This is a genomic window from Phytohabitans sp. LZ39, assembly GCF_059359075.1.
The window spans coordinates 224650-248563 of record NZ_JCADBM010000005.1 but is presented as its reverse complement, the minus strand read 5'-3'; the positions used below and the strand labels follow the sequence as shown (position 1 = coordinate 248563).

Here is a 23914-nt window from a genome sequence, read left to right as displayed (position 1 = left end):
TGGGTCACTGTGCGGATCGGGGACCTGGCGACCCGGACGCAGGTGAGTGTGCGGGCGCTGCGCTACTACGAGGAGCAGGGGTTGCTGGCCTCGACGCGTAGTCGGAGCGGGCAGCGGCTCTATGGGGACGCGGCGGTCAACCGGGTGCGGCTGATTCGGCAGTTGTACGGCGCGGGACTGGCCAGCAAGACGATCGCGGAGCTCTTGCCGTGCGTTGACGCCAAGGTGAGCACGCCGCAGTCGCGGGAACGGCTGGCAGCGGAGCGGGACCGGATCAACATGCAGATCGCCGAGCTGATGATCGCGCGGGACAGGCTCAACGACATGATCGACCTGACGTCGAGACCGAACCCGAAATGCGACTACGTATAGGCGTGGGTGCGCGATCCAGCGATTTCCAGAGCGCCGGTCGTAGGTGTCGGCGGCGGAGAAGCTAGCGCTGAGGGCGACAGTCCAGGGCTAGCTGTTGCGGGGTGTGCGCCACTGCACGACGACCGCGCTGGCATCGTCCTGGAGTTGGTCGTGTTGGTAGGCCAGGATGGCATGTACCAGCCGGCGCATCGTCTCGGGCAGGGGAAGCTGGTCGGCCAGCGCACGGGTGAGGAAGTCGACGAGCCGGTCCAGTCCGAACAATTCCCCGTTCTCGGTCCGGGCCTCGATCACCCCATCGGTGTATGCAAGTACCTGGTCGCCGGGGTGCAGTGCCTCCACCTCGATCCGGGGGTCATTGTCCGAAAGGTGCCACAGACCCAGCGGCAACGCGGTCGGACCGGGCAACACTTTGATCACCCTGCCGTCCCGCAGCAGCAACGGCGCCGGGTGCCCGGCGATGATCAGCCGGAGTTGGCCGGTGGCGCAATCGAGCTCGGCCAGCACCGCGCTGACGAACGCGCCGTGCTGGTGTGCGCGCAGATGTTTGTCCACGCTGCGTGCCGTATCGGCGAGGTCCAGGCCGCACCGCCGTGCGTTGCGGTACGCCCCAATGGCCAGGGTGCCGAGCAGGCTGGCCGGGGTGCCGTGCCCGACGGCGTCGAACACGGCGAACGAGAGCAGATCACCGTTGATGGCGTAGTCGAACGCGTCCCCGCCGATATCGAAACACGGCTCCAGGACGCCGGCGACCACAACCTGGTCGGTAGCGAAACTCAACGGCGGCAGCAGGCCCCACATGATCTCCGCCGCCACCTGCATCGGCTCGCGCCGGCGTACCCGTTCGATCAGGTCGCTGGTGAAGCGACGGCTGATCAGGAGCTGGGTCACGGCTGCGGCGACCTGCTCGGCCGCGTCCCGGGTGTGCGGCGAAGCGGGCTGGGCGGTCGTGACCTCCAGAACACCGAGCCGGTCACAGCCGTGCACCAGCGGCACCCACAGCCGGCACGCCTGCCCGCCCTGCTCCTGGACCTGTTCGGTGGCGAAGGCCCGTCCCGCCACGCTGCCATCCACCGACAAGGCCTCACCGCCCGCACGGTCAGCGATAGGCAGCGGGACCAGCCGGGTCTGCGTGTAGTCCACGACGTAGACGAGCACGGTGGCCGCCTCCAGGGCCGGCGCCAGCCGCATCACCAGGCCAGGCAGCTCCTGCACGCCGGCGCCGGTAGCAGACTCCAGCAACGAGCGCACCGCACGGCCCACGTCCATGAACACCACCCACCGAAGAACGCCTGCCCGGCCGGCAGGCCACCCCACTGTAGGGACACCCGATGGACGTCCACCAAACACGCGATCAGCCCTGCCACCTCGTGCAGGGAAGCCGGAGCGCTTCAGTGCCGAACAGCACCGGCTGACCGCGTCGAAGCAACGATCCCAGCGTGCCGTCCACCGTGGGCGACGGCGTCGGTGGTGGCCGGATCCCTTTTAGGGAACGCGGATGTGGTCAGCGGCCCGGGGCCTGCCCGCCTGCTCTGGTTGGGGCGGCGCCATCGCGGCGATACCGACGGGATCTGTTGCCGCCGCGGTCTGTGCGGGCTGGGTGACGAACTTGTAGCCAACCTGGCGGACCGTGCCGATCATCGCCTCGTGGGAGGGGCCGAGCTTGGCTCGCAGCCGCCGCACGTGCACGTCGACGGTGCGGGTACCGCCGAAGTAGTCGTAGCCCCACACCTCGCGCAGCAGCTGCTCCCGCGTGAACACCCGGCCGGGATGCTGGGCAAGGTACTTGAGCAGCTCGAACTCCTTGTAGGTCAGGCTGAGTAGCTCGCCCCGCAACCTCGCCGCGTACGTGTCCGAGTCGATGACCAGATCGCCGTAGCCGGTCGCGTTACCGTCTGCCCGGTCCGTGACGGCGAGGCGGCTCACCGCCAACCGCAGGCGGGCGTCGACCTCCGCGGGTCCGGCGGTGCCCAGGATGACATCGTCCAGGCACCAATCGGCCGACACGGCCACCAGGCCCGCCTCGGTTACGACGGCGATCAGCGCAGCGCTCAGCCCGGTGCTTCGAAGCATCCGGCAGGTCGCCTTCGCCTCGGCCAGCTGGCCGCGAGCGTCGACCACCACCACGTCCGGCGACGGACCGTCGTCGATAGCGGCCGGCACGTCCCGCAAGGCAGACCGGACGGTGTGTGGCAACAGATCAAGCGCGGGAAGGGCATCCGTCCCGTCACGGCTTTCCACGTTGGTCAAAAGCAGGATCTTCACGCGTCACCGTCCGACGTAGCGACTGTCCCGACAACGCCGGCGGGTGGGTATCCCAGGACAATATCGGGATTCCCGCGCGAACGGTTGTGAACTGCGGCACGTCATCGGCAACGTGGGCTGGCCGTTACATCGTGTCGGGCAATGTGCGACGCAGTCCGAGCGGCTCGGCGAGTCCGGTGAGCGTGATGACACGTACGACGAGCTGCCGGTGGGCCACCACCCGCAGTGTCGCGCCGCGCTGGTGAAGATCGGCACGGGCCTGAACCAGGACGGACAGCCCGCCGCACGAGAGGTAGTACACGTCGGACAGGTCGCAGACCAACGTGTGTATCCGCCGGTCGGTGATCGCCGGGGTGAGCGCGGCGCGGAGGGCTGGTTCGGTGGACAGGTCGATTTCGCCGCGGATCGTGACGACCGATACGCCGGGCTGTGGCCGGTAGCTGTCGGTGAACAAGATGGGACGGACCAGTGGGCGGGAACGGTCGTCGGGGTGCGGCTCCGGCTCCGGGTGCGTCAAGGGTGGCCTCCGAGGTCACGCCAAACCACGCACCGCGGGGCCGCGACGGGCCGGCGAGCGGTGGTCAGCGAACGTCAAGATGGCGCACAGCTGACTTCGTAACCGTGAGCGAGACGCAGTTTAGTCCGCCTCGTCAATGGCGGGTGAGTGGCACGGCTGCGGTAGCGGGCCGCGTCGATCACACTGGGACGGTGAGCGATGACCTGCTGCCGATCGCGCATGAGTTGGCGGAGATCACCCGGCTGGTGGAGGCCGATGATTTCGGCGCGACACTCGACCGGTTCGTGACCCGGGTCGTACACGCGATTCCGGGCTGCGACCGGGCGCTGATTACCGTCCGGTCGCGCGGCGTCCTGGAGACAGTGACGGACATCGAAGGGCTGGGGTTGGATCCGATCGCTGCCGGTCCGATCGTGGAGGCGGCGACGTTCGACGAGCCGCGCCGCTTGGACGATGTGGCCGTCGATCAGCGGTGGCCGAGTTTCAGCGCGCAGCTGGCCGGCGCCGGATTCGCCAGCTGCATGGTGCTGCCATTGAGCACCAGCGGTGACGAGACGGCTGTGCTCACGCTGCTGTCGGCGACACCGGGACAGTTCACCGACACCGCCTACGACGTGGTGCTGCTGCTGACCCTGCACGCCGGCGTCGTGTTCGACAACGCCGCGCTGTACCACGACAGCGGCAAGCTGGTCGGGCAGCTGCGCGCCGCGCTGGATACCCGGTCGCTGGTCGGCCGGGCGCAAGGCATGGTGATGCGCCAGTTCAATATCGACAGCAAGCACGCGTTCGACACGCTGAAACGGTCGTCGCAGAACAGCAACACCAAGCTGCGCGATCTGGCCGGGTTGTTGATCGCCGCGCATGAGCAGGGTGAATTTGAGGACGCGCTGATCAAGTTGGCGGTGACCGCGTCCCGCTGACCTGCCCATGGTCCGGCAGCCAGGTCAGCCGCGCCCGGACAGCGCACCGGCCGGCGGGGGCGGCGCCGATCGCCGCAGCGGCGACACCCAACAGGGCACCCCTGACGATCGCGCGGCGTGGTGGCGTGCTCGCATGGCGTCCGGCATGGCGCACCGCTTCAGTCGTGGATCTGGTGGTCCGCGGTGTGCTGGAAGAACGGGTGGGTTCCTTCAGTCATTGCACGGCCAAGGTCAGGCCAGCGGCGGAGAAAATCTGTGGCGTTGGCGCTAGACATTGTCGTTATGACTGGCTAGGCTTCCTCGTGTTGAGCAATGAGGTCGGCAAGAGACGCTGACGAACGCCCCGTCAGTGGGCGTCGCGGAGCAGGGGCCCGAGCAATTTGGCGGGCTCCGCTCCGCGGGATCCGGATGCCGTGCCGGCGTGGCGAGGCAGGTGAGGGTTAACCTCCCCGTTTCAGCCCCGCCAGTGGTGTGGCATCTCCGCCGTACGAGCTTCGTCAGGCGGACAGCACCACCGAACACCGATAGGTAAGTGGAAGCAGAGGAAGCAGAGGAAGGGGAGGGCTGTACACCCGTTTTGATCGCCCGCCTATGGCTCGTCGCAGAGCCGGGGCGGACACCGCAGGTTTCACCCGCACGAAAGGTGGTCTTCGGTCACGCTTATGCGATCTGAGCGCCCCGGTAACCGTCTCTCGGACGGCGGGCGCGGTTAAGAAACCCGGCGTTGCCGCCGGTAATGGTGTACTGATCCACAACCCTGGGCCCCGGCGCTTGCACGACTGCGCCGGGGCCCTCGACTCCGTGGAAGGTGACATGGCCCAACCCGACGACAGATTCGACGACGAGGACTACCCCGCATACACGATGGGCGCCGCCGCCGAGCTGATCGGCGCGACACCAGACTTCCTGCGCCGGCTCGACCAAGCCAAGCTGTTCACCCCGCTGCGCTCTACCGGCGGACACCGCCGGTACTCCCGCTACCAGCTACGCTTGGCGGCCCGCGCCCGGGAAATGGTGGACCAGGGCACCCCGCTGGATGCGGCGTGCCGCATCATCGTCCTGGAGGACCAGCTTCAAGAAGCCCTGCGCCTCAACGAGCAAGCCCAGTCACACACCACCGACCACTAAGTACCCTGGCTGCCTTAGCGCCGTGTCCGCCCCACTACCGGGCCTGACTCGCAGCTCGGCCCCGCGGCCGGCGCGTCAGAGCGTGATCTCCCGAGGCCCGGCCGGGTCCGGACCCCCATCGCTGTGGAATCAATGGGGGTGATTCCGGTTTGGGGCCTGAACCCCGCTGCCGATGCTACCGAGTTGCCAGTGTGGTCGATATCGACCAACGTCGACCCGCCCGGGATGGCGGGGCAGCCTGCCGATGACGGCTGATGCCCGGCCAGCCGGTCCGAGCCGTACCGGCCGGGTGCCTGCGGTCGCCCGGCCGGTATCGGATTGCGTCAGAGGACGCGGACCGCGGTGGCCTGGGGGCCCTTGGCGCCCTGGGTGATCTCGAACTCCACCCGCTGGTTCTCTTCCAGGCTGCGGTATCCGTCCGCGGCGATTTCGGAGAAGTGGACGAAGACGTCCTTGTCGCCGCCGTCGACGGTGATGAAGCCGAAGCCCTTGTCGCCGTTGAACCACTTCACAGTGCCCTGTGCCATATCTGTCTCCTCCTCGGAGTGCGGGACCGCACGGTGCGGCCGCGCTAGCCGTCGTCAGCCGGCAGCTCACCGCCCAAGGGAGATGGCAACGCCCGCGAGACCTGATCCGCGAGCTTCATAGATCAACCACGAACACGCAAGAAAACGACCTGCCAACCCTACCAGGCCCGCCGTACACAACCTCGAGCGCTTGGAGCTCGCTTCGCGTTCGAAACCGCACTCGTCAAGCTCGCGCCGGACCAGCGCCATAGCCCACCGAGCCCACTCCTTCTACGGGCGGCAAGATCTTCGATGGTTTCAGTCCATCGGCGTCGGGAACTGACTTACCAACGACGCAGGCGATGCCAACGCTGACAACGAACAGGGGGTGCGCGGATGCCTCGCAATCACCCACCGCACCGGACGTTGACGGCCCCCCACACCGCCCTCGCAGGCCATGTCCGTCGCCGGAGACGGGCATGCGTCCTCCACCACGGCGGTCTTCGGCCGCGTCCGATCGACCTGCGGGTCACGCTGCCCAGGGAGACCTGGACCGTGCCGCTGGCCCGCCGTGTACTCCGCGATGTCCTGCGCCGTTCGCTGGCCGGCGATGACTGCCGCACCGCTGTGGAGATCGCGTTGGGCGAGGCGTGCGGCAACGCGGTCCGTCACGCCGACCCGGCGACCCATTACGACCTGCACCTGCGGGTGCAGAACGGGACGTGTCTGGTCGAAGTCGCGGACGCCGGCACCGGGTTCGCACTCCACCAGGAGCCGACAATGCCGGCGGCGAACACCGTGTCCGGACGCGGACTGGCGATCATCGCCGAAGCTACGGACGAGCTGGACGTTCAACCGCGACACCCCAGCGGCACCCTGCTCAGATTCGTCAAGCATCTATACGGGTGACTGTCTACGAGGGCTGGTCGGCGAGGCTTTCCCGTCGGGCCAGTACCGCGGCGGGAACGGTCCAGCCGAGCTCTCGAAGTCGTTCTGTCGGAATCGTGCGGAGGATCGAGTCGGGTAGGTCGCGAAGGAGAGCGGAAAGGCGGACTCCCAACGGCTCGTTGCGGTCGAATATGTTGACTTGCCAGATGTCGACGGCGATCGGGATGAGTCGTGGGTCGGCCTCGGCATCCTTGAGGACCCGGTTGACCAGGGCAAGATCACATTCCGCGGCGGACGCCAGGCGGAAGCGATCGGCGGGCGACAGCGGCAAGCTGGCCAGGCATCGCAGGTGGGCGATGCTCACCTTCGGGTTCAGCTGGAGCAGCGTCTCCAGTACCACCGACCCCACCTCCGGTGAAGCGGCGGAAAGGTGACGCAGAAGCAGGTGGTCGTACACCTGCTGGCGGGCCGGCGGCAACCCGGCCGCCGCTTTGGCCGCCTTGATGTAGTCGCTCGCCTGCGGCGCGGGCTGCGACAGCACGTTCAGCAGCGCGTGTGCGGGTGCGATCCGGCTCGTGCTGGAGGGTTGCAGCTCGGTCTGGAAGATTTCGACGACGGGCGTCGCTGCCTTGAGCAGGTCGGTGAGCTCCGGCTCGGGGGCAAGCAGGTTGCGTCGTTGGAGCCGGCCGACGGGGATCCCGAGCGAGTCGTCCACCGGCGCCGGCGTCGTCGACATCATCCGCAGCGCCGGCGCGTTGCCCCGGTGGTACTCGACAAGGCCGGCGAGCACATCGACGCTGGAGCGCCCGTGCCGGGACAGCCACAGCCGCACCTCCCGGCGCCAGAGCCGATGGAGTTCGTCGGGCGTGTCCGGCCCGAACAGGTCCGCCAGGAGGCACCAACCGTCCGCGGTCATGAGGACGAGCAGCATGAGGTTGGTGCTGTAGGCCGCGGCCCGCTCCATGAAGTCGATGCCGGTGGGCCGGTACGACTCGTACCCGCGCCACGGCAGGTGTAGGAAGCGCTGCCGGAAGGCCTCCAGCAACAGCTCGTGGGTCCGCGGCCGGTCGGGCAGGCCGCCGAGCATGTGTTCGAGGAACTCCAGCGCCGGGGTGCTGAAGGCGAGCAGGTCGTAGGAGAGCACCGCCGCGAGCAGGGCATCGTCCACTTCGGAGCGGACGGAGGCCAGCGCGCGCCGCGGTGCGGGCTCCGGCAGGGCCCGGACGACGAACCATGCCACCAGGTACTCGCCGAAGGTCGCGTGCAGGAACTCGTAGGTGCGTACGACCCGTTCGTACCGGGCCTCGGCCACGTGTACGAAGAAGAAGCGGCCCACGAGGCGCCGAGCGCTGTCGTCGCCGGCGCCGATCAGGGCCGAGATGTCGGCGTCGAGGTCGTGGTCGGCCACCTGCCGGCTGCGCCGGTTGAACATCGCCAGCGCCGCGACCGCCAGCCGCTCCATCTCCTGCTCGACCAGGGCCGCGACCACGGTGTCGTCTTCGTGCTCGTGTCCCTTGAGCATCTCCCGGTGGACGAAGGAACGCAGCAGCCGGTCGTAGAGGTCGGCGTCGGCGAGCGCCTCGACCTCGCGGCGCAGCGCGTTGTCCGTCGCGTCGTAGAGGGCCAGCAGGAGCAGCAGCAGGGGCTGGCCCGCGAGGTGCTGGTGGCGGGCGAGCGTCTCCACGCCCAGCGGTGTGAGGCCGTGCCGCGCGTGGTACTCCGCGTTCGCGCCGTTCCAGGTCGCCAGCCAGCGGGACACCCGGCCCTCGTCGAAGGGTTCCAGCCGTACCGCCGTCGTGCCGGCCGGGATGCGCGCCCGGTCCGCGACCACGGTCCGGCTGGTCACCACGACGGCGACCGGGCAGTCACGGGTCACCCGCGCGGTGTCCTGGAACTCGCGGAGCCGTTCCAGGTAGTCGGACCGGCCCGTGGTGGCGCCCTGGAGAAGCTCGTCGAAGCCGTCGAAGAAGATCACCGGCGTGCCGTCGCCGCTGTCGTCGGCCAGGTCGGCCCAGTCGACGTCGCTCTGGAGCGCTTCACGCAGCGCCGCCCTGACCTGGTCGACGATCGGCGCGTCGGCCGAGACCCGGCGCAGGTCGATCCGTAGCGGGCGGAAGCCGGTGTGCTGTAGCCGCGCGGCGAACGCCCGGGTGAACACGCTCTTGCCGGCACCGGGATGTCCCAGCACGAGCAGCGGCCGGACGGTGGCCTCCGGCGAGCTGAGGTGCCGCACCAGGAAGGTGGCGAGGTCTTCGCGTGCCTCCGTCGCCTCGTCCCACCAGTGATCCTCGGCCAGCTTGTTGACCGGCCCGGCGACGGTCACCCGAAACGCCGGGTCGAGGTAGGCCGCACCCAGCGACGGGATCACCAGGTCCGGTGGGGCGCCGTGCTCGCCGCTCGCGATGACCGGCGCGTCGAGGTCGGCCGCGTACCTACGGGCGAGCTGCCGCCACCGCCGCTCGACGTCACCGGCCGGTGCCTGGGCCGCCAGGCGCTGCGCGACCTCGGCCAACCCTTGCCGCACCTCGCCGACCCGCGCCCGCGTCGCGGCGTGGTCCCACACCCCAAGCCAGAAGGCGAACCCGGGCACCTGGCCGGCGAGCTCGCGCACGTTTCGTTCGTACCGCCGGACCGCGGCGGTGGGTGTCTCGTCCGACAGCCGCGCCGAGACCCTGATCCGCGCGGACTCGGTCAGCTCGTCCCAGACCACCAGCCCGGCCAGGAACCGCTGGGTCCTGCGCGCGAGCGTCGCGTAGTAGTCGGCGAGGTCGACCGCGAGCCGCTCCGGCGGTACGTGTGCCGACGGAGCCGGCGGCTCGACGTCGACCAGTGACGCGATGAGGATCCGCTGGTCCTCGCCGCGCCAGCGGACGGTGGCCAACTCCTCGTACGTCGCCAGCTCGTCGAAGAACGCCGAGGTCACCAGGACGGTGTGCGCCGCGACCATGACGTCGGCGCGGTCCTTGCGGGCTCCACCGGCCGCCCGCTCACCCGCTCGGCCACGCAGCTCTCGCAGGAGCCCGATCACGGCGTTCTTCGGTTCGAACAGGTCGATCTGGAGGGTGATCTTGGTGGCCGTCAGCGCGACGTCGAGCACCCGGTCCACGGTCGTCAGGAGCGCGTCATCGTCGCCGGCGAGCAGCCGCACAGCGTCCTTGAACCGGATCGGACGAGACATACGTCGATTTCATCAGCAGGGGGCAAGCGGGGCCGTCAGCCGTGCGGCGGGTCGGCTGGAGCCGGGACCGGCGGTCAGCCGCGTTGACACCTCGGCGGGCGACCAACGAGTATCGCGGCGTGCGCAGGGAAAAGGACGGACCGGCGACTCGGGAGGCCATCCTCGACGCTGCTCTGCGCACGTTCACCGAAAACACGTTCGCGGGCAGTTCGATGGCCGATGTCGCGCAGCGGGCCGGGGTGGCGGTCGGGAGCATCTACCGGCACTTTCCCAGCAAGGATTCCCTGGGCAGTTCGGTGTACCAGCTCTGGAAGGGGCGCGCGCTGAGCGCGACCGTGGCCGCGGTCGACCCGGCGGCGCCGAGCCGGACCGCCTTCGGGCAGATCTGGCGGGCGCTGACCCGCTTCGCGGCCGAGCACCCCGATGCCTTCGCGTTCCTGGAGTACCAGCAGCACGAGGCGTACCTCGACGAGACGGGGCAGGCTGCCGCCCACGGGCTGACCACGTTCGCCCGCGACTTCGTCGTGCGCGGGCAACAGGCCGGTGAGATCCGGCCCGGGCCGCCCGACATGCTCATCGCCCTGGCCTACGGTGCGCTGGTCGGATTCACCCGGCAGGGCGACTCGGGCTCGCCGCGATCCGCCGCCGACCCGGCTCTGGTGGCCGAGGCCGAAGAGGCGGTCTGGGCGATGCTGCGCGCTGACGGCTGAGGCGCGCACCGAAGCTGAGACGGACCTGAGTCCGCCCTTGACAGCTCCGCGGATGCGAATGAACATTCATTCGCAGGGTTTGGAGCGCGTCCGGCGGAAAGGGACACCCGCATGGCTGACCAACCACGCACCAACGACGCCGAAATCAAGATCCTCGTCAACCGCGAGCCGCGCTCGGCGCGGGTCGACGACGACACCCTGACCGCCGAGGTGCTGCGCGAGCAGCTGGGCCTCACCGGTACCAAGGTCGTGTGCGCGGCCGGGGTTTGTGGCGCCTGCACAGTGCTGCTCGACGGCGAGCCGGTGGTCAGCTGCCTGCTGCCGGCCCGGGCGCTCGCCGATCGGGCCGTCACCACCGTCGAAGGCACCGCCGAGCACCCCGTCGCCCGCGCGTTCGCCGCGCACAACGCACTACAGTGCGGCTTCTGTACCCCCGGGTTCGTGGTCGAGGCGACCGCGCTGCACGACCGGTGGCGGGCCGAGCATCCGGGCGAGGTTCCCGACCGGGCCACCGTGGAGGCCGCACTGGCCGGCCACCTGTGCCGGTGCGGCGCCTACCTCGAGATCGTCGAGGCCGTACAGGCCGCCTGCGCCGGTCGCTTCGACGACCCCGGCCCGCCGACCGGCCCGCGCCGTGAGGCTGGCGCCAAGGTCACCGGAGCGGCGGCCTACACAGTGGACACTCGCTATTCCGGCCAGCTGACCGGCCTCATCCTGCGCTCGCCGCACCCGCACGCCGAGCTGTCCGGGCTCGACCTGGCTCCGGCCTTGGCGATCGACGGCGTCCGCGCGGCCGTGTCGCTCGCGCCCGAGGACGGCGTGCTCCGCTACGTCGGGCAGCCGGTCGCGGCCGTCGCCGCGGTCGACGAGCCGACCGCGCGGCGAGCGTTGGCGGCCATCGCGCCCCGCTACGTCAGCCGGCCGGCCGTGGTCGGCCTCGATGCCGCCCGCGCGCCCGGGGCCGCCGAGGTGTACGCGACGGGCCGTCGCCGCCCGCCGAACGCCGGCGAAGGGGCGGGCGCGACTCCGGCACCGTGGCGCGGCAACGTCCACGGCCCGGCGGCCGCGTTGTCGGTGGGCCGGCGCAAGGCCCGCCAGCGCCTCGACGCCGCCCGGGCCGCGGGCGATCCCCGACTGGTCGAGGCTGTTTTCACCACCGCCGCCCAGAGCCACACCACGCTCGAGCCGCACGCGACGGTCGCCTGGTTCCGGCCCGACGGCACGCTCGAGGTGCAGGTCTCCACCCAGGCCGTCGCCCACGTCGCCGCCGACCTGGCCCGCTTCACCGGTCTGCCGAAAGACAAGGTGCGCGTGCGGGCCGAGCACGTCGGTGGTGGCTTCGGGGCCAAGGGCACGATGGGCACCGAGACCCGCGCGGCCGTGCTGCTGGCCCGAGCGGCCAAGGCGCCGGTCGGGGTCGCCTACGACCGGATGGAGGAGCTCACCGACGGCGGGTACCGGCCACCGGGCCGGATCGAGCTGGCCCTGCTGGCCGGCGACGGGGACACGCTGTCGGCCCTGCGGGTCGCCGCCTACGCCGACTCCGGCATCGCGACCGGCACCCTGGTCGCCGGCCTCGCCCGGCTCATGTATCCGGCCGACGCCAAGGAACTGCTCGACTACGACGTGGTGACCAACACGGCGCCCGGCAAGCCGTTCCGCGCTCCGGGTGGGCCGCTGCTCAGCTTCGCTCTGGAGCAGGGCATCGACGAGGTCGCCGGGAGGCTGGGCCGCGACCCGATCGTGTTGCGCCGCACGTGGGACCCGCATCCGCCGCGACAGCGCCTCTACGACTGGGCGGCCACCCTGCCGGCCTGGCGCGACCGGGGAGAGCTGCCCCGCACCGGCCGCTTCCGGCGCGGGGTCGGCGTCGCCGCCGCGAACTGGTTGTACCTGTGGGAGCACGGCACCTCGGTCGAACTGGCCGTCGAGCGCGGCCGGCTGGTCGTGGCCAGCGCGACGCAGGACATGGGCACGGGCAGCCGTTCCGTGCTGGCCGGCACCGTGGCCACCGCGTTCGGACTGGACCCGGCCGAGGTGGAGGTCCGCCTCGGCGACTCCCGCCTGCCGGTCGGGCCGCTGTCCGGCGGGAGCCGCACCACGGCCTCGATCGGCCCGGCGGCGCTGGCCGCCGTGGCTCGGCTCCAACAGCGCCTGGCCCAGCGGGACCAACGGGCCCGCGACCTGGTCGACGGGCGAGCCGGCGACTGGCGAGCCGTGCTGGCCGGTGTCGACGGGCTTCGGGTCACGGCCACGCGACCGCCGGACGACCGCCGGCGGGCCCGGTCGGTGGCCAGCCCGTTCGCCGGAACCGGACTGATCGGGCTGGCGGTCGGCACGATGATGCGCTACACCAGCAAGCTGCACGCCGGTCGCGGATCGACCGGCGCGGTGCACGTGGCCGAGGTCGAGGTCGACACCCGGTTCGGGCACGTGCGTGTCCTGCGCTACCACGCGGGCACCGCGGCCGGCCGCCTCATCGAGCCGCGGCTCGCCGAGGCCCAGGTCCGCGGCGCGGTGATCCAAGGCATCGGATGGGCGCTGTACGAGGAGCGCGCCCTCGACCCGACCACCGGCCGGGTGCTGACCGCCGGGCTGGAGGACTACCGGATACCCGGGATCGCCGACACCCCCGAGATCGACCTGCATTTCGACACCGACGGCTTCGACCACGTGCCTGGCGGCGGCGTCGGGCTTGGCGAGGTCGCCACCATCCCGGTCGCCGCCGCCGTCGCCAACGCGGTGCGCGATGCCACCGGGGTTCGCCCCTATGACCTGCCCATCCGGCCGGACCGGGTCCTGGCCGGCCTATCCGGAGCCGTGACCGCATGAGCGCCACGACCCAACCCATCCTGGCGGAGTACCGCGCCGGCGGCACCGATCTCAGCGAGCGCCGCCGCACCGGCGTGTCCCGCGGCCAGGTACGCGACGTCCCCCGCACCGGACCGGACGCTCCCGGTTCCGACCTCGTCCGCCGCGCCGATGGCGGGCTCACCCTCGGCGCCCTGGTCAGCATCGACACCCTGGCCACCGATCCAGCGGTCCGCGACCGGTACCCGGCGCTGGCCCTCGCCGCCGGTGCGCTGGCCACCCCGCAGATCCGCCGCGTCGGCACCGTCGGGGGCAGCCTCCTTCAACACAACCGTTGCTGGTACTACCGGCATCCGGAGACCAGCTGCCTGAAGAAGGGTGGCGACGACTGCCCGGCCCGGGCCGGCGACCATCGATACGGCGCGCTGTTCGACCTGGGGCCCTGCGTCGCCGTACATCCGTCGACGCTCGGGGCGGCGCTGCTCACGTACGACGCCACCGTCACCACCGACCGCCGCGAGCTGAGCGTCGCCGACCTGTTCGGCGACGGTCGCGACGGGCGCCGCGACCACCAACTCGACCCGGGGGAGCTGCTCACCGCCGTCCACCTGCCCGAGGCCCGCACCGGCGAGCGGGGCGCGTATCACCGGGCGACCAGCCGCCGCTACGCCGAATGGCCACTTGTCGAAGCGACCGCCCGCGTCGTGCTGGACGGTGACCGGATCGCGTTCGCCGCGGTCGCGGTCGGCGCGGTGGCGCCGATCCCGCTGCGCCTGCCGGCGGTGGAGGCGCTGATCACCGGGGCGACGGTCACACCCGACCTGCTGGGCCAGGCGGGCGCCCGCGCGGCCGACGGTGCGACCGGACTGCCGCAGACGGAGTACAAACGGGACCTCCTGGCCGCCACCGTGACCGAGGTCCTCGAACAGGCGACGAGGTAGGTCTGCCCCCCCGTATCCCGTCGGGTTCGGCTCGATTGACGGTTGTCGGTGTGGTCGTTAGGGTCGCCGTGGAGTGTCCTTTGTAGTCAACGGGAGGGAGCGCGGTATGCAGGCCGAGCAGGCGGACGAGGCGTTCGAGGTAATCGTGCACGACGACTACGACCAGGAGCTCACCTGTCTGGAGCCACCGATCGACATCTGAGTCGGTGCATGAGTGCCCCGGGCTGATGTTTGGCCCGGGGTTCACGTCTGTTCGGGGAGGCACGGCGTGCGGGTACGCGTTTCGCGGCTGGTCGCTTTCTGGTGGCGTGACGGCCAGCTGATCTGCGACGATCCGGTGCGCCACCGGCAGCTCGCGTTGACCCCGGAGGCCGAGCGGCGGCTACGATCCTATGCGCGGTGGGCTGACCTGGCTGATGGCGACGCGTTGGCTCGGCGTCTACTCGACGCGGGTGTGCTGATCGCGGAGGGTTCGCCGGAGCACGCGCTGGAGGAGCGGTTGGGTGCCTGGCGCGCGATGGGTCCGGCCGCTACGCATTATCACTTGGCCAGCCGCACGCAGGCCGGCGACTCGTTCCGCACGGCTGTCGAGGACGCCGCCGTGCTGCGTGCCAAGGCGGTGCGGACCCCACAGCCGAGTCCGGTCAAGGAGTACGCGGGGCCGCGGGTGCCGCTGCCCGACGGTGAGCTGCCGGCGGAGCCGTTCGGTGCGGTGCTGGAGGGCCGGCGGTCGACCCGCTGGTTCGACGCCGAGCGGCCGATGTCCGTGGTCGACTTCGCCACGCTCCTGCGCTGGACGGCTGGTGTGCGCCACGAGGTCGACGTGCCCGGGCTCGGCCCGACCCTGTTGAAGACGACCCCGTCCGGCGGCGCCCGGCATCCGATCGAGGTCTACCCGGTGGTCCGCGCCGTCGACGGGTTGGCACCCGGCGTGTATCACTACGCGTCGCGTGAGCACGCGCTGTCCCGCCTCACCGCCGCACCTGTTGACGCGGACACGCTCCAGGCGTGGTGCGGCGGGCAGCCGCACGCCAGCTCGGCCGCGTGCCTGTTGCTCTACACCGCGGTGCCGGAACGCACCACGTGGAAGTACGCGTCGAGCCGCGCGTACCGGGCGCTGCTGCTGGATCTGGGCCACCTGAGCCAGACGGTGTACCTTGTCGCGGCCGCGCTGCGGCTCGGCGTGTTCTTCACCGCGGCCACCCGGGACGCGATGGTGGAGGAGGCGCTCGGGCTGTCCTGGACGGACGAGGTGTTCCTCGGCGTCACCGGTGTCGGCGTCCCGCACCCGGCCGAGCGGGACCGGCAACGCGCGATGCGGTCCGGTGCCGGTGCCGGCTTCTCGTTTCCCCCGGATGCCTGGCACGGGTACGGCGAATGACCCCGAGGGTGACGGTGGACCCGGAACGCCTCGACGCCAACCTGATCCGGTTCGGTGCGGCCGCGCGTGCCGCCGGAGTCGTGGTACGGGCGCATGTGAAGGGGCACCGGACGGTGGCCATCGGCGTCCGCCAGGTCGCGGCCGGCGCGGTGGGCATCGCTGTGCACTCGGCGGCCGAGGCGCGGTGGTATGTGGACGCCGGAGTGTCCGATGTGGTCATTGCCTGGCCGTGGCGGGACGCCTGGCGATGGCCTCGCTTCGCGCGGCTTGCCCGGCACGCCCGGGTGGCGGTACACGTCGATCGCGGCGAGGCGTTGGCCGGGCTGAGCGCGGCCGCCGCCGAGCAGGGCGTGACGCTGGGTGTGCGGGTCGAGGTGGACACCGGCCTGCACCGCACCGGCGTCGCACCGGAGGAGGTGGTGTCCCTGGCGAAGGCGGCCGCGAGCACGCCCGGCCTGCGCCTGGACGGGGTCACCGGTTACGTGCCCGTGCTGACCGCTCGGGACGCCGCCGACCGGTACACGCTCGGCCAGCGGGTGGCGCGGCAACTTGTCGACGTCGCCGGGGCGGTACGCGATGCCGGGCTGCCGTGCCAGGTGGTGAGCGTCGGCGGCACGGTCACCGCGCCCGGTGCGCTCAGCGTGCCCGGCGTGACCGAGCTCTGCTCCGGGGCGTACGCGCTGCTCGACGGCGGCCACGCCATGCTCGGCGCGTGCCGGCCGCAGGACGTCGCGATCGCGGTGACGACGGCGGTCACGGCGGTGGCCCCGGATGGCAGCATCTCGACCGATGCCGACGAGTTGCTGGCCGGTGCCGACCAGGTCTGGGCGCCCGGCGTGCGGATGACTGATGCGAGCGGCACCCCGCGAGTCGGTGGGCCGCTGCGGGTCCTGCCCGCGCACGTCTGTCCGGTGGTGGCCCGGTGCCCGCCGCTGCACCTGCCCGACGGCACGGTATGGCGGCCGCGAGTCGCACCGGACCGGCCGTGACCACCGGCCAGCTGCTGCGCCACCGGCGGTTCGTCCGGCTGGTGGCCGCGCGGACCATCTCGGTGTTCGGTAACGGCCTCGGCCCGCTCGCGCTCACGTTCGCGGTCCTCGGCCTGCCCGACGGGTCGCCGACCGCGCTGTCGTTGGTCCTCGCCGCGCTGGCCATACCCCGTTTGGCGTTGCTGCTGCTGGGTGGGGTGGTCGGTGACCGGTGGCCGCGGTACCGGGTCCTTGTCGCGGCCGAGCTCGCCGGCGGCGCCGCCTATGCCGCGATGGCGGTACTCCTGCTCGGCGGCTGGGCGTCGGTGCCCGCGCTGGCGGTGTGCGCGGTGTTCGCCGGCGCGGCGTCGGCCCTGCTGCTGCCGTCGCTGACCGGTGTGGTGGCCGAGGTCGTCCCCGAGCCGGACCGGCAGTCCGCGAACGCGCTGCTGCGCCTCGGCACGAACAGCGCGATGATCGCCGGCTTCCTGGTCGGGGGAGTGCTGATCGTACGGCTCGGCGCCGGCTGGGCGCTGGTCGTGGACGCCGCCACGTTCGTGCTCGCCGCGGTGCTGCTGGTCGCGCTGCGGCTGCCGGTGGCGGCCCGGACGGCGCGCCGGGACCTGCTCGGCGACCTGCGGCACGGCTGGCGGGAGTTCGCGAGCCGGCAGTGGTTGTGGACGGTCGTGGTCGCCGCGGCGTTCATCAACGCGGCGGTCGGGGTGACGTTCGGGCTCGCCGGGCCGCTGCTCGCGCAGACCCGGCTCGGCGGCGCCGCCGTGTGGAGCTGGGTCCTGGCCGGGTACGCGGCCGGCACGTTGGGCGGCGTACTGATCGCGATGCGGGTGCGGCCGGCGCACCCGTTGCGCACGGCGGTGCTGGCGGCCACCGCGCTCGGCCTGCCCGCGCTGCTGCTGGGCACCGGGGCGCCGATGCCGTTCGTCGTCGCCGCCTCCGTCCTGGCCGGCGTCGCGTTCGACGTTTTCGGTGTCCTGTGGGAGACCACGTTCCAGCGTGAGGTGCCGCCGGCCGCGCTGTCCCGGGTCAGCGCGTACGAATGGATCGGCGCCATTGGCCTCGGACCCGTGGCGCTGCTGGCGGCGGGCCCGATCGTCGCCACGACCGGTGCCGCGACGCTGCTGGTCGGGCTCAGTGGCCTGATCGCCGTGGCCGGGCTGGCCGCACTGTTGTCGCCGCAGGTATGGCGATACCGACCGAAGGAGCTGACATGACGCCGGAATATGTCGAGGACTTCGCCACCGCCTACGACCGCTTCTGGGCGCCGTACCCGCTCCGGATGGGTGCGGCCTGGCTGGCGTTCCACGCGCGGGTGGCACCCGACGCGCAACGCAGCCTGCTCGACGTCGGCTGCGGCACGGGCATCGTCGCCGAGCAGTTCTGCGCGGCCGGCTACGAGGTGGTCGGCCTCGACGTGTCGGCGGCGATGCTGGCCCGCGCCCGCGAACGGCTGGCGCCGGCAGCCGACCGGGTAACGCTGCTGCGAGCGGACGCCACCAACTTCGCCATACCCCGACCGGTCGCGTTCGCACTGTCCACATACGACATACCCAACCATCTGGGCGGGCTGGATCGGGTGCGCGGCTACCTGCGAAGCGTCCACCGGGCGGTGCTTCCCGGCGGCTGGCTCGGTTTCGACCTGTGCACGCTGCGCGGCCTGCGGTCCGACCTCGCACCGGTCAGCCGGGACGACGACACCGTGTCGGTCGCGGTCAACCGGGGGCCACTCGACCCCGCCACCGACCGCCGGCCACTGCACGTCTCCGGCACGGTCCGCGACGCCGCCGGCGGCCACGTGCCCTTCAAAACGACGATCACCAACACCGCGTACCCCATCGCCGACATCCTCGCCGCACTCGCGGACACCGGCTGGACCGACGCGTACGTCGCGGCGCTCGACGACCTCGGCACCCCCGTCCACGACGGTGAACAACGCGACCGGGTCGCTGTCATCGCTCGCCGCCGCGACCACCCGCATGAGGGGTGACCCGCCCGCTCGCGACCGTTATCCGCGACCGTGACCCGGCCGCGGCCACACCACCAGCAAGCACGCACCGAGCACGTGCACGACCGCCGCGGTCCGCGGGCCACCGCTCAGCGAACGCGCCGCACCGCCCGCGCCTACTCCGCGGCATTCCTTGCGGGTGGGACCCACCGTCGCCCTACGCCGTCGCACCACCACAATCTACTACGTGGCGTAGTATAAGGCCAGGTCCATGTCCGCGGTCGGTGTTCACTCGGCATCTGGTGGCCGTGGTTCAGGAGGGTTCGCGGCGTTGGCGGCGGGTCAGCACGGTACCGAGTGTCCAGAGGACGTCGATCACGAGGATGACGGCCCACACCCTGGTCGCGCCGTAGACGAACTCGGCGACGTCGCCGAGTTCGCGGTTGGTGCCGTTGAGCACCTCGAGCGGGTCGTCAGTGAAAAGGTGGTGGATCCAGGACAGGTCGAGGAAGGCGAGTACCACCTGCGCGGCGGCGTACAGGCCGAGGTGGCCGGCGAGGTCGATGACCCGCTTGCGCGCCGAGGTCTGCTCCGGCCTTGCCTGCTCCGGGCTCGGGTCGGCGATCGGCGCCGGCGCGGCGGGTTGTGCGGAGTCTGGGGCAGGGCTGGTCGGAGCGGGTGGGGGAAACTCGGCGACGCCGAGACGGCGGACCGCGCGGGGCACGACGACGGTGCTGGCCAGCAGTATCGTGGCGGCGGCGAGGCAGGCCACGACCCAGCTGGCGTGGTCGTACACCACGCCGGCGGCGATGGTGCCGACGAAGGCGCCGATCAGGCTGGCTGACTCGTACACGCCCATGCCGCGGCCGACCTTGTCACCGGAAGCCTCGGCCACGACGGCTTGCTGGATCGGCATAACCGCTGCCCAGGCGAGGCCGCTGAGGATCCAGAGCGCGGCGATGGTGTAGGCGTTCGGCGCCCAGGCCAGGCCGACGACGAAGGCGGTGCTGGACAGCGAGGCGGCGGCGAGGACGCGGGTGCGGCCGAAGCGGACGGTGTACCGGTGCAGGTAGGGTGCGGCCGCGCTCATCGCGATGGCACCGGGCAGGAACACCAGCGCGACCTCGATGACCTCCAAGTCGAGCTCGCGCTGGAGGTGCAGCATGAGCAGCAGTGCGACGGCGGCCTCGGCCATCATGGTCATCGCGACCGCGAACAGCATCGGCCGCAGGCGGCGCCCCACCGCGCGGAGTCCGGCCGTGGCCCGCCCTTCGGTGTCCGGCGTGCCGCCTTGCCTCGGGGGAGCGGTCAGCAGCAGCGCGGCTGCCGCCGCGCAGGCGGCGCCGCAGGCAAGGAACACGGCGCGGAAACCAAGCGGGCCGACCAGGGACATGCCGGCGACGAAGGCGACCCACGAGCCGGTCTCCTGCGCGCTGAACAGTCGCGGGAAGACCCCGGAGTCCCGCTCCAGCCGTTCGCTGACAATGGTCCGGACGCTGACCCAGAGCAGAGCACCGCCGGCACCTCCGACCGCCGCGGCGCCATATGCGACCAGCGGGTCGCCACCCACCGCGTACCCGAGACAGCTCACCATGTAGAGCAGCGCGCCGACGCCGGCGACGTTGCGGCGTTCCCGCCGATCCGCCAGGACGCCTGCGATCGGCCGGACGATCACCGAGACGGCGATCTCGACGGCCAGCAGCACGCCGATGGCGGCGCCGCTCATGCCCAGAGAGGCGCCGGCCCACAGCGGCAGGACGAAGTCGATGAGCTCGTTCGGCCCGTTGGTCAGGGCAGCAGCCAGCAGCGTGCGCTTCTCGCGGCCGCGCGCTCGGGCGGTGGCGGTCGGGTCGAGGGTGGTCATGTGCCGTCCACACGAACTTCGAACACCGTTCGTACAATACCGAACGTCGTTTGGAGTTTCCAGTGGCATCGCGTACGGTGAAGCCGGTGGAAGACGCTCCGGGCGCGCAGGAACGGGCGCTGCGCCTACTCTGGTCGAGCGCCGGCCGACCATCCCGCGGACCGCGACGCGGGTTGACCGTCGAGGCGATCGTGGCCGCCGCCATCGAGCTCGTCTCGACTGAGGGCCTGGCGGCGCTCTCCATGCGCCAGGTCGCGGCCAAGCTCGGTGTGGGCGCGGCATCGCTGTACACGTACCTGCCCGGCCGGGCTGAGTTGGCCGCGCTCATGCTCGACGCGGCCATGGCCGAAGCGCCGCTTCCGCACGAGCTGCCCGGTGACTGGCGTGCCAAGCTGGCGGCCTGGGCCCGCGACGACTGGGCGGCCTACCGAGACCACCCGTGGGTCCTCGAGCTCGCCGCCCTCGGCGCGGCGCCCGGCCCGTACATGCTGCGCTGGCTCGACTCCGCCATCCAAGCCCTCGACGGCACCGGGCTCACCGACCCGGAGAAGCTCGCCGTGATCGAGTCCGTGGACGGCTACGTCAGGGGCCTGGCCACACTGCACCAGCGCGGCGGCGGTGACGTGACACCTGACGAGGCCGAGCGGCGCAACGTCGCGCTGCGTGAACTGGTCGACTTCGACCGCTATCCAGCCCTGCGACGAGCCTTGCGCGCCGGCGCCAAACCCTACGCGGGGGACCAGTTCGAGTTCGGTTTGCAACGCCTGCTCGACGGCGTCGCGTCGCTTATCCGCGATCGCCGACCGGGCGGAGGCCGGCGAAACCCGAACTAAGTGCCGCGCCGCCGGTGCCATACCGGACGAGGCGTCAGCAGCGTTCGCCAGGACGGGTGGTCTGTGCCCCCGCCTCAGTGTTGATCTCGTATGCGCTGTGCCAGCGCTGCCTGAGCGACGTCGTCGACTACGAGAACGCCGTTTTCGGCCATGAGGGAGTGGAACTGTTGCTGGTGGTACGGCACTCCGGGAGGTAAGGGTGCGAGGTGCCAGTGCAGATGGGCGTTGCCTTGTCGGCTGCCCAGGCTCATTGAGTACATCCGCTCGGTAGGCACCGTGGCAGCCAGAGCGCGGGCAACTTTGTGGACCACGCTTTGGAAGCGGAGGAATTCCAGCTCCGCCATCTCATGTACCCAGCTCTCGATGTGTGCTTTCGGTGCCACGAGGCAGTATCCCAGCAGCGTCGGGTAGCGGGTGAGGAACGCGATGGTGTGCTCATCCTCGTAGACGCTGTGGTGCTGGTAGTCGGGACGGCCAGCGACGAAGGCGCAGACGAAGCATGGTCCTTCACGGACTCGACGACCGTACGCTTCGAAGTCGAAGGTGGTCCTCGTCGGCGGGTCTTCGTTCATACCGGCACGATAGGCCCGCGCGTGCAGCCGGCGGGCCACCTCAACCACGGCTTTCACGCGCTGACGAACGCTGGGCCGTCGTGCGGGCCCGAGGAGAGCGTTACGGCAGGGCGAGTTCGTAGAGGTGAGTTCGCCGGAAGAAGCGGAAGCCGAGGTGCTCGTGTAGGGCGACCAGGTGGGGATCGTCCTCGGCGGCGGTTTCGATCTCGTCGACGTACGGGTGGACCTCGCGCAGTCGCTGGATCAGAGCGGCGTTGACCCAACGGCCCAGCCGCCGTCCGCGATGCTCGGGAAGCACGGTCGGTCCGTACTGGCGAGCTCGGGGTTGGAAGAGCGCGTCGACGACCGCCACGGCGTAGGCCGCCAGGTCGCCGTTGGTGTCCGCGGCGGTGAGCAGTGCGTTGCCGGGGCGGTCCGGGCTGCGCAGCAGTTCTTCGACATTGGGTGCGTCGGACAGGTCGCCGGTCCAGTGGGTGAGGCGGTAGCCGGGGTGCTCGGCGTCGACCAGCTCACCTAGCCAGGCCCGGTGCACATCGCCGTAGGTGAGCAGATCGTGGCGCCTGGATCGGGTTTGCCGGAAGCCGTGCCGCCGGCAGAATGCCTCACCCGGCGAGCCCTCGGGTACGTCCGCGACAAGACGTGGCTCGCTGACCTGTTGCCGGACGGCGGCCAGCAGCAGGGAGCCGATCCCGCGGCGGCGCCACCGCGGCTCCACGTACAGGCTCAGCTCCGGGGCGGCCGGCTTCGTGGCTCGGACCGGAGGCAGCAGAAGAGCGTGCCCGAGAGGGATGGTCGTCCTCAGGGTGGCCACCCCGACCACGGAGCCGCCTGGTGACACAGCCTGCCACTGCGAGCTCCCCAGGTGATGCGACACCGTCACGGTGTCGATCACGGGTTTGCTCATGGCACCCACGATCGCCCGGACCGTCTGCGCGGAACAATGCGAAAGATCGAATCGCCGCATAACCCACCGGTTATCGTTCGAGCCGACGGGTGGCCGCCACAGGTCGCGGCTGGCCGTCGCCATGGCCGTAAACTTCCAGGTTGCGCCGGTCAGGACGATGATCCGCGCGCGTCGTGACCAGAGGGAGACGGCCCGGGTGGAGCTGCGAGACATCGAGATCTTCCTGACGCTGGCCAAGGAGCTCCACTTCGGGCGTACGGCCGAACGCCTGCGCATCTCACAGGCGCGGGTCAGCCAGTCGATCAAGCAGCAGGAGCGCCGGATCGGCGGCGCCCTGTTCGAGCGGACCAGCCGCAGCGTACGACTGACGCCGCTCGGCGAGCGCTTACGCGACCGGCTCGACGCGGGCTACGGCGAGATCATGGCAGGCATCGACGAGGCCGCGGCCGCCGCTCGCGGGCAGGTCGGCACCCTGACCATTGGCACGATGGCCAGCGGGCACCATCGGATCGCGGGCGTCCTCGATCTGTTCCGGCAGCGGCATCCGCAGTGCGAGCTGCGCATGCGCGAGATACTCCCCACCGACCCGTTCGGTGGGCTGCGTGCCGGCCGGGTCGACGTCGCGATGGTCTGGCTGCCTGTCCGGGAGCCTGACCTGGCCGTTGGGCCGGTGCTGCATACCGAGCAACTGACGCTTGCCGTCGCCTCCGATCATCCGCTGGCCGGTCGCGAACAGGTCGAGATGGAAGCTCTCGGCGACCACCCGGTGGTGTACCCGGACGGGCCCATCCCCGAGTACGTGTGGGAGGCGCACACCCCGTCGGCGACACCGGCCGGCCGGCCCATCCGGCGGGAAATCGCGGTCGCCACCCTCGAGGAGGCGTTTACGGCGATCGCCAGCGGCAGCGTCGTCTCTCCCATCGGGGTGGACGCGGCAGCCACCCGGCGGCGCGGCGACATCACCTTCGTACCCCTCACCGATGGACCGATCCTGCGGTATGCGCTGGTGTGGCGCAGGACCGACGAGACTCTGCTGGTCCGTGCGTTCGTCCAAGCCGCCACTGACGCGCGGCAGACCGCGTAACGCGCTCTGCCGCTTCAAGCGAGGCGGCCGATGCCGCACTCTCCCGCCGGCTCGCGATAACCGACGCGTTATGAGTCGATGCGGAAGTCGTCGTTGATCGACCAGACAAGCC

21 protein-coding genes are annotated in these 23914 nt (G+C 71.1%); 13 read left to right on the top strand and 8 right to left on the bottom strand.

Annotation, left to right across the window (positions count from 1 at the left end; all coding sequences use genetic code 11):
• Nucleotides 1-9: 9 nt before the first annotated feature.
• Nucleotides 10-372, top strand: a complete 363-nt coding sequence (locus AC5L36_RS12630) for a MerR family transcriptional regulator (RefSeq protein ID WP_441215644.1) — start codon at nt 10-12, stop codon at nt 370-372.
• A gap of 87 nt (nt 373-459) precedes the next feature.
• Here the strand turns inward: AC5L36_RS12630 and AC5L36_RS12625 are convergent, their stop codons facing one another.
• From AC5L36_RS12625 to AC5L36_RS12615, 3 genes are all read right to left on the bottom strand, one after another.
• Nucleotides 460-1560: a PP2C family protein-serine/threonine phosphatase gene (locus AC5L36_RS12625; RefSeq protein WP_441215862.1), complete on the bottom strand. Its 1101-nt coding sequence runs from the start codon at nt 1558-1560 to the stop codon at nt 460-462.
• 294 nt (nt 1561-1854) lie between these two features.
• Complete coding sequence (locus AC5L36_RS12620) at nt 1855-2634, bottom strand: winged helix-turn-helix transcriptional regulator (RefSeq protein WP_441215643.1); 780 nt, start codon at nt 2632-2634, stop codon at nt 1855-1857.
• Nucleotides 2635-2758: 124 nt separating this feature from the next.
• Nucleotides 2759-3151: an anti-sigma factor antagonist gene (locus tag AC5L36_RS12615; protein WP_441215642.1), complete on the bottom strand. Its 393-nt coding sequence runs from the start codon at nt 3149-3151 to the stop codon at nt 2759-2761.
• A gap of 191 nt (nt 3152-3342) precedes the next feature.
• Between AC5L36_RS12615 and AC5L36_RS12610 the strand changes: the two genes are divergently transcribed.
• Nucleotides 3343-4071: a GAF and ANTAR domain-containing protein gene (locus AC5L36_RS12610; protein ID WP_441215641.1), complete on the top strand. Its 729-nt coding sequence runs from the start codon at nt 3343-3345 to the stop codon at nt 4069-4071.
• 813 nt (nt 4072-4884) lie between these two features.
• Nucleotides 4885-5199 (top strand): MerR family transcriptional regulator, encoded by a 315-nt coding sequence (locus AC5L36_RS12605; protein WP_441215640.1) that lies wholly within the window; start codon nt 4885-4887, stop codon nt 5197-5199.
• Nucleotides 5200-5522: 323 nt separating this feature from the next.
• Here AC5L36_RS12605 and AC5L36_RS12600 read toward each other — a convergent pair whose 3' ends face one another.
• Nucleotides 5523-5726 carry a cold-shock protein gene (locus AC5L36_RS12600; RefSeq protein WP_441215639.1) on the bottom strand — a complete coding sequence of 68 codons (204 nt, stop codon included), beginning with the start codon at nt 5724-5726 and terminating at the stop codon, nt 5523-5525.
• A 534-nt stretch (nt 5727-6260) separates the two neighbouring features.
• Here AC5L36_RS12600 and AC5L36_RS12595 point away from each other — a divergent pair.
• Nucleotides 6261-6614 (top strand): ATP-binding protein, encoded by a 354-nt coding sequence (locus AC5L36_RS12595; protein ID WP_441215638.1) that lies wholly within the window; start codon nt 6261-6263, stop codon nt 6612-6614.
• A 4-nt stretch (nt 6615-6618) separates the two neighbouring features.
• On the opposite strand, the gene AC5L36_RS12590 is transcribed toward AC5L36_RS12595, so the two are convergent.
• A complete protein-coding gene (locus tag AC5L36_RS12590) occupies nt 6619-9771 on the bottom strand; it encodes an NACHT domain-containing protein (protein WP_441215637.1) in 3153 nt (1050 codons plus the stop codon).
• Nucleotides 9772-9890: 119 nt separating this feature from the next.
• On the opposite strand from AC5L36_RS12590, the gene AC5L36_RS12585 reads away from it, so the two are divergent.
• The 7 genes from AC5L36_RS12585 to AC5L36_RS12555 all read left to right on the top strand — a co-directional run bounded on the left by AC5L36_RS12585 (nt 9891) and on the right by AC5L36_RS12555 (nt 18587).
• Nucleotides 9891-10481 (top strand): TetR/AcrR family transcriptional regulator, encoded by a 591-nt coding sequence (locus tag AC5L36_RS12585; RefSeq protein ID WP_441215636.1) that lies wholly within the window; start codon nt 9891-9893, stop codon nt 10479-10481.
• Nucleotides 10482-10592: 111 nt separating this feature from the next.
• Nucleotides 10593-13313, top strand: a complete 2721-nt coding sequence (locus tag AC5L36_RS12580; protein ID WP_441215635.1) for a molybdopterin-dependent oxidoreductase — start codon at nt 10593-10595, stop codon at nt 13311-13313.
• The gene (locus AC5L36_RS12575) at nt 13310-14233 is read left to right on the top strand and encodes an FAD binding domain-containing protein (protein ID WP_441215634.1); all 924 of its coding nucleotides are present in this window, start codon (nt 13310-13312) and stop codon (nt 14231-14233) included. The genes AC5L36_RS12580 and AC5L36_RS12575 overlap by 4 nt, the downstream gene beginning before the upstream one ends.
• 268 nt (nt 14234-14501) lie before the next feature.
• Nucleotides 14502-15614, top strand: coding sequence for a SagB family peptide dehydrogenase (locus AC5L36_RS12570; protein ID WP_441215633.1), 1113 nt, complete (start codon nt 14502-14504; stop codon nt 15612-15614).
• Nucleotides 15611-16603 (top strand): alanine racemase, encoded by a 993-nt coding sequence (locus AC5L36_RS12565; protein ID WP_441215632.1) that lies wholly within the window; start codon nt 15611-15613, stop codon nt 16601-16603. The genes AC5L36_RS12570 and AC5L36_RS12565 overlap by 4 nt, the downstream gene beginning before the upstream one ends.
• On the top strand, nt 16600-17814 hold the full coding sequence (locus AC5L36_RS12560; RefSeq protein WP_441215631.1) for an MFS transporter: 1215 nt from the start codon (nt 16600-16602) through the stop codon (nt 17812-17814). The genes AC5L36_RS12565 and AC5L36_RS12560 overlap by 4 nt, the downstream gene beginning before the upstream one ends.
• On the top strand, nt 17811-18587 hold the full coding sequence (locus tag AC5L36_RS12555; RefSeq protein WP_441215630.1) for a class I SAM-dependent DNA methyltransferase: 777 nt from the start codon (nt 17811-17813) through the stop codon (nt 18585-18587). Before AC5L36_RS12560 ends, AC5L36_RS12555 begins: the two co-directional genes overlap by 4 nt.
• 271 nt (nt 18588-18858) lie before the next feature.
• Here AC5L36_RS12555 and AC5L36_RS12550 read toward each other — a convergent pair whose 3' ends face one another.
• Nucleotides 18859-20409, bottom strand: coding sequence for an MFS transporter (locus AC5L36_RS12550; RefSeq protein WP_441215629.1), 1551 nt, complete (start codon nt 20407-20409; stop codon nt 18859-18861).
• Nucleotides 20410-20495: 86 nt separating this feature from the next.
• Here AC5L36_RS12550 and AC5L36_RS12545 point away from each other — a divergent pair, with 86 nt between their 5' ends.
• Nucleotides 20496-21242, top strand: a complete 747-nt coding sequence (locus AC5L36_RS12545; protein WP_441215628.1) for a TetR/AcrR family transcriptional regulator — start codon at nt 20496-20498, stop codon at nt 21240-21242.
• 74 nt (nt 21243-21316) lie between these two features.
• Here AC5L36_RS12545 and AC5L36_RS12540 read toward each other — a convergent pair whose 3' ends face one another.
• A complete protein-coding gene (locus AC5L36_RS12540; RefSeq protein ID WP_441215627.1) occupies nt 21317-21814 on the bottom strand; it encodes an HIT family protein in 498 nt (165 codons plus the stop codon).
• Between the two features lie 100 nt (nt 21815-21914).
• Entirely contained in the window at nt 21915-22718 is an 804-nt protein-coding gene (locus tag AC5L36_RS12535) for a GNAT family N-acetyltransferase (protein ID WP_441215626.1), read from the bottom strand.
• On the opposite strand from AC5L36_RS12535, the gene AC5L36_RS12530 reads away from it, so the two are divergent.
• Nucleotides 22717-23802, top strand: a complete 1086-nt coding sequence (locus AC5L36_RS12530; RefSeq protein WP_441215625.1) for a LysR family transcriptional regulator — start codon at nt 22717-22719, stop codon at nt 23800-23802. The two genes, AC5L36_RS12535 and AC5L36_RS12530, sit on opposite strands and share 2 nt — an antisense overlap.
• The last annotated feature ends 112 nt before the right edge of the window (nt 23803-23914 follow it).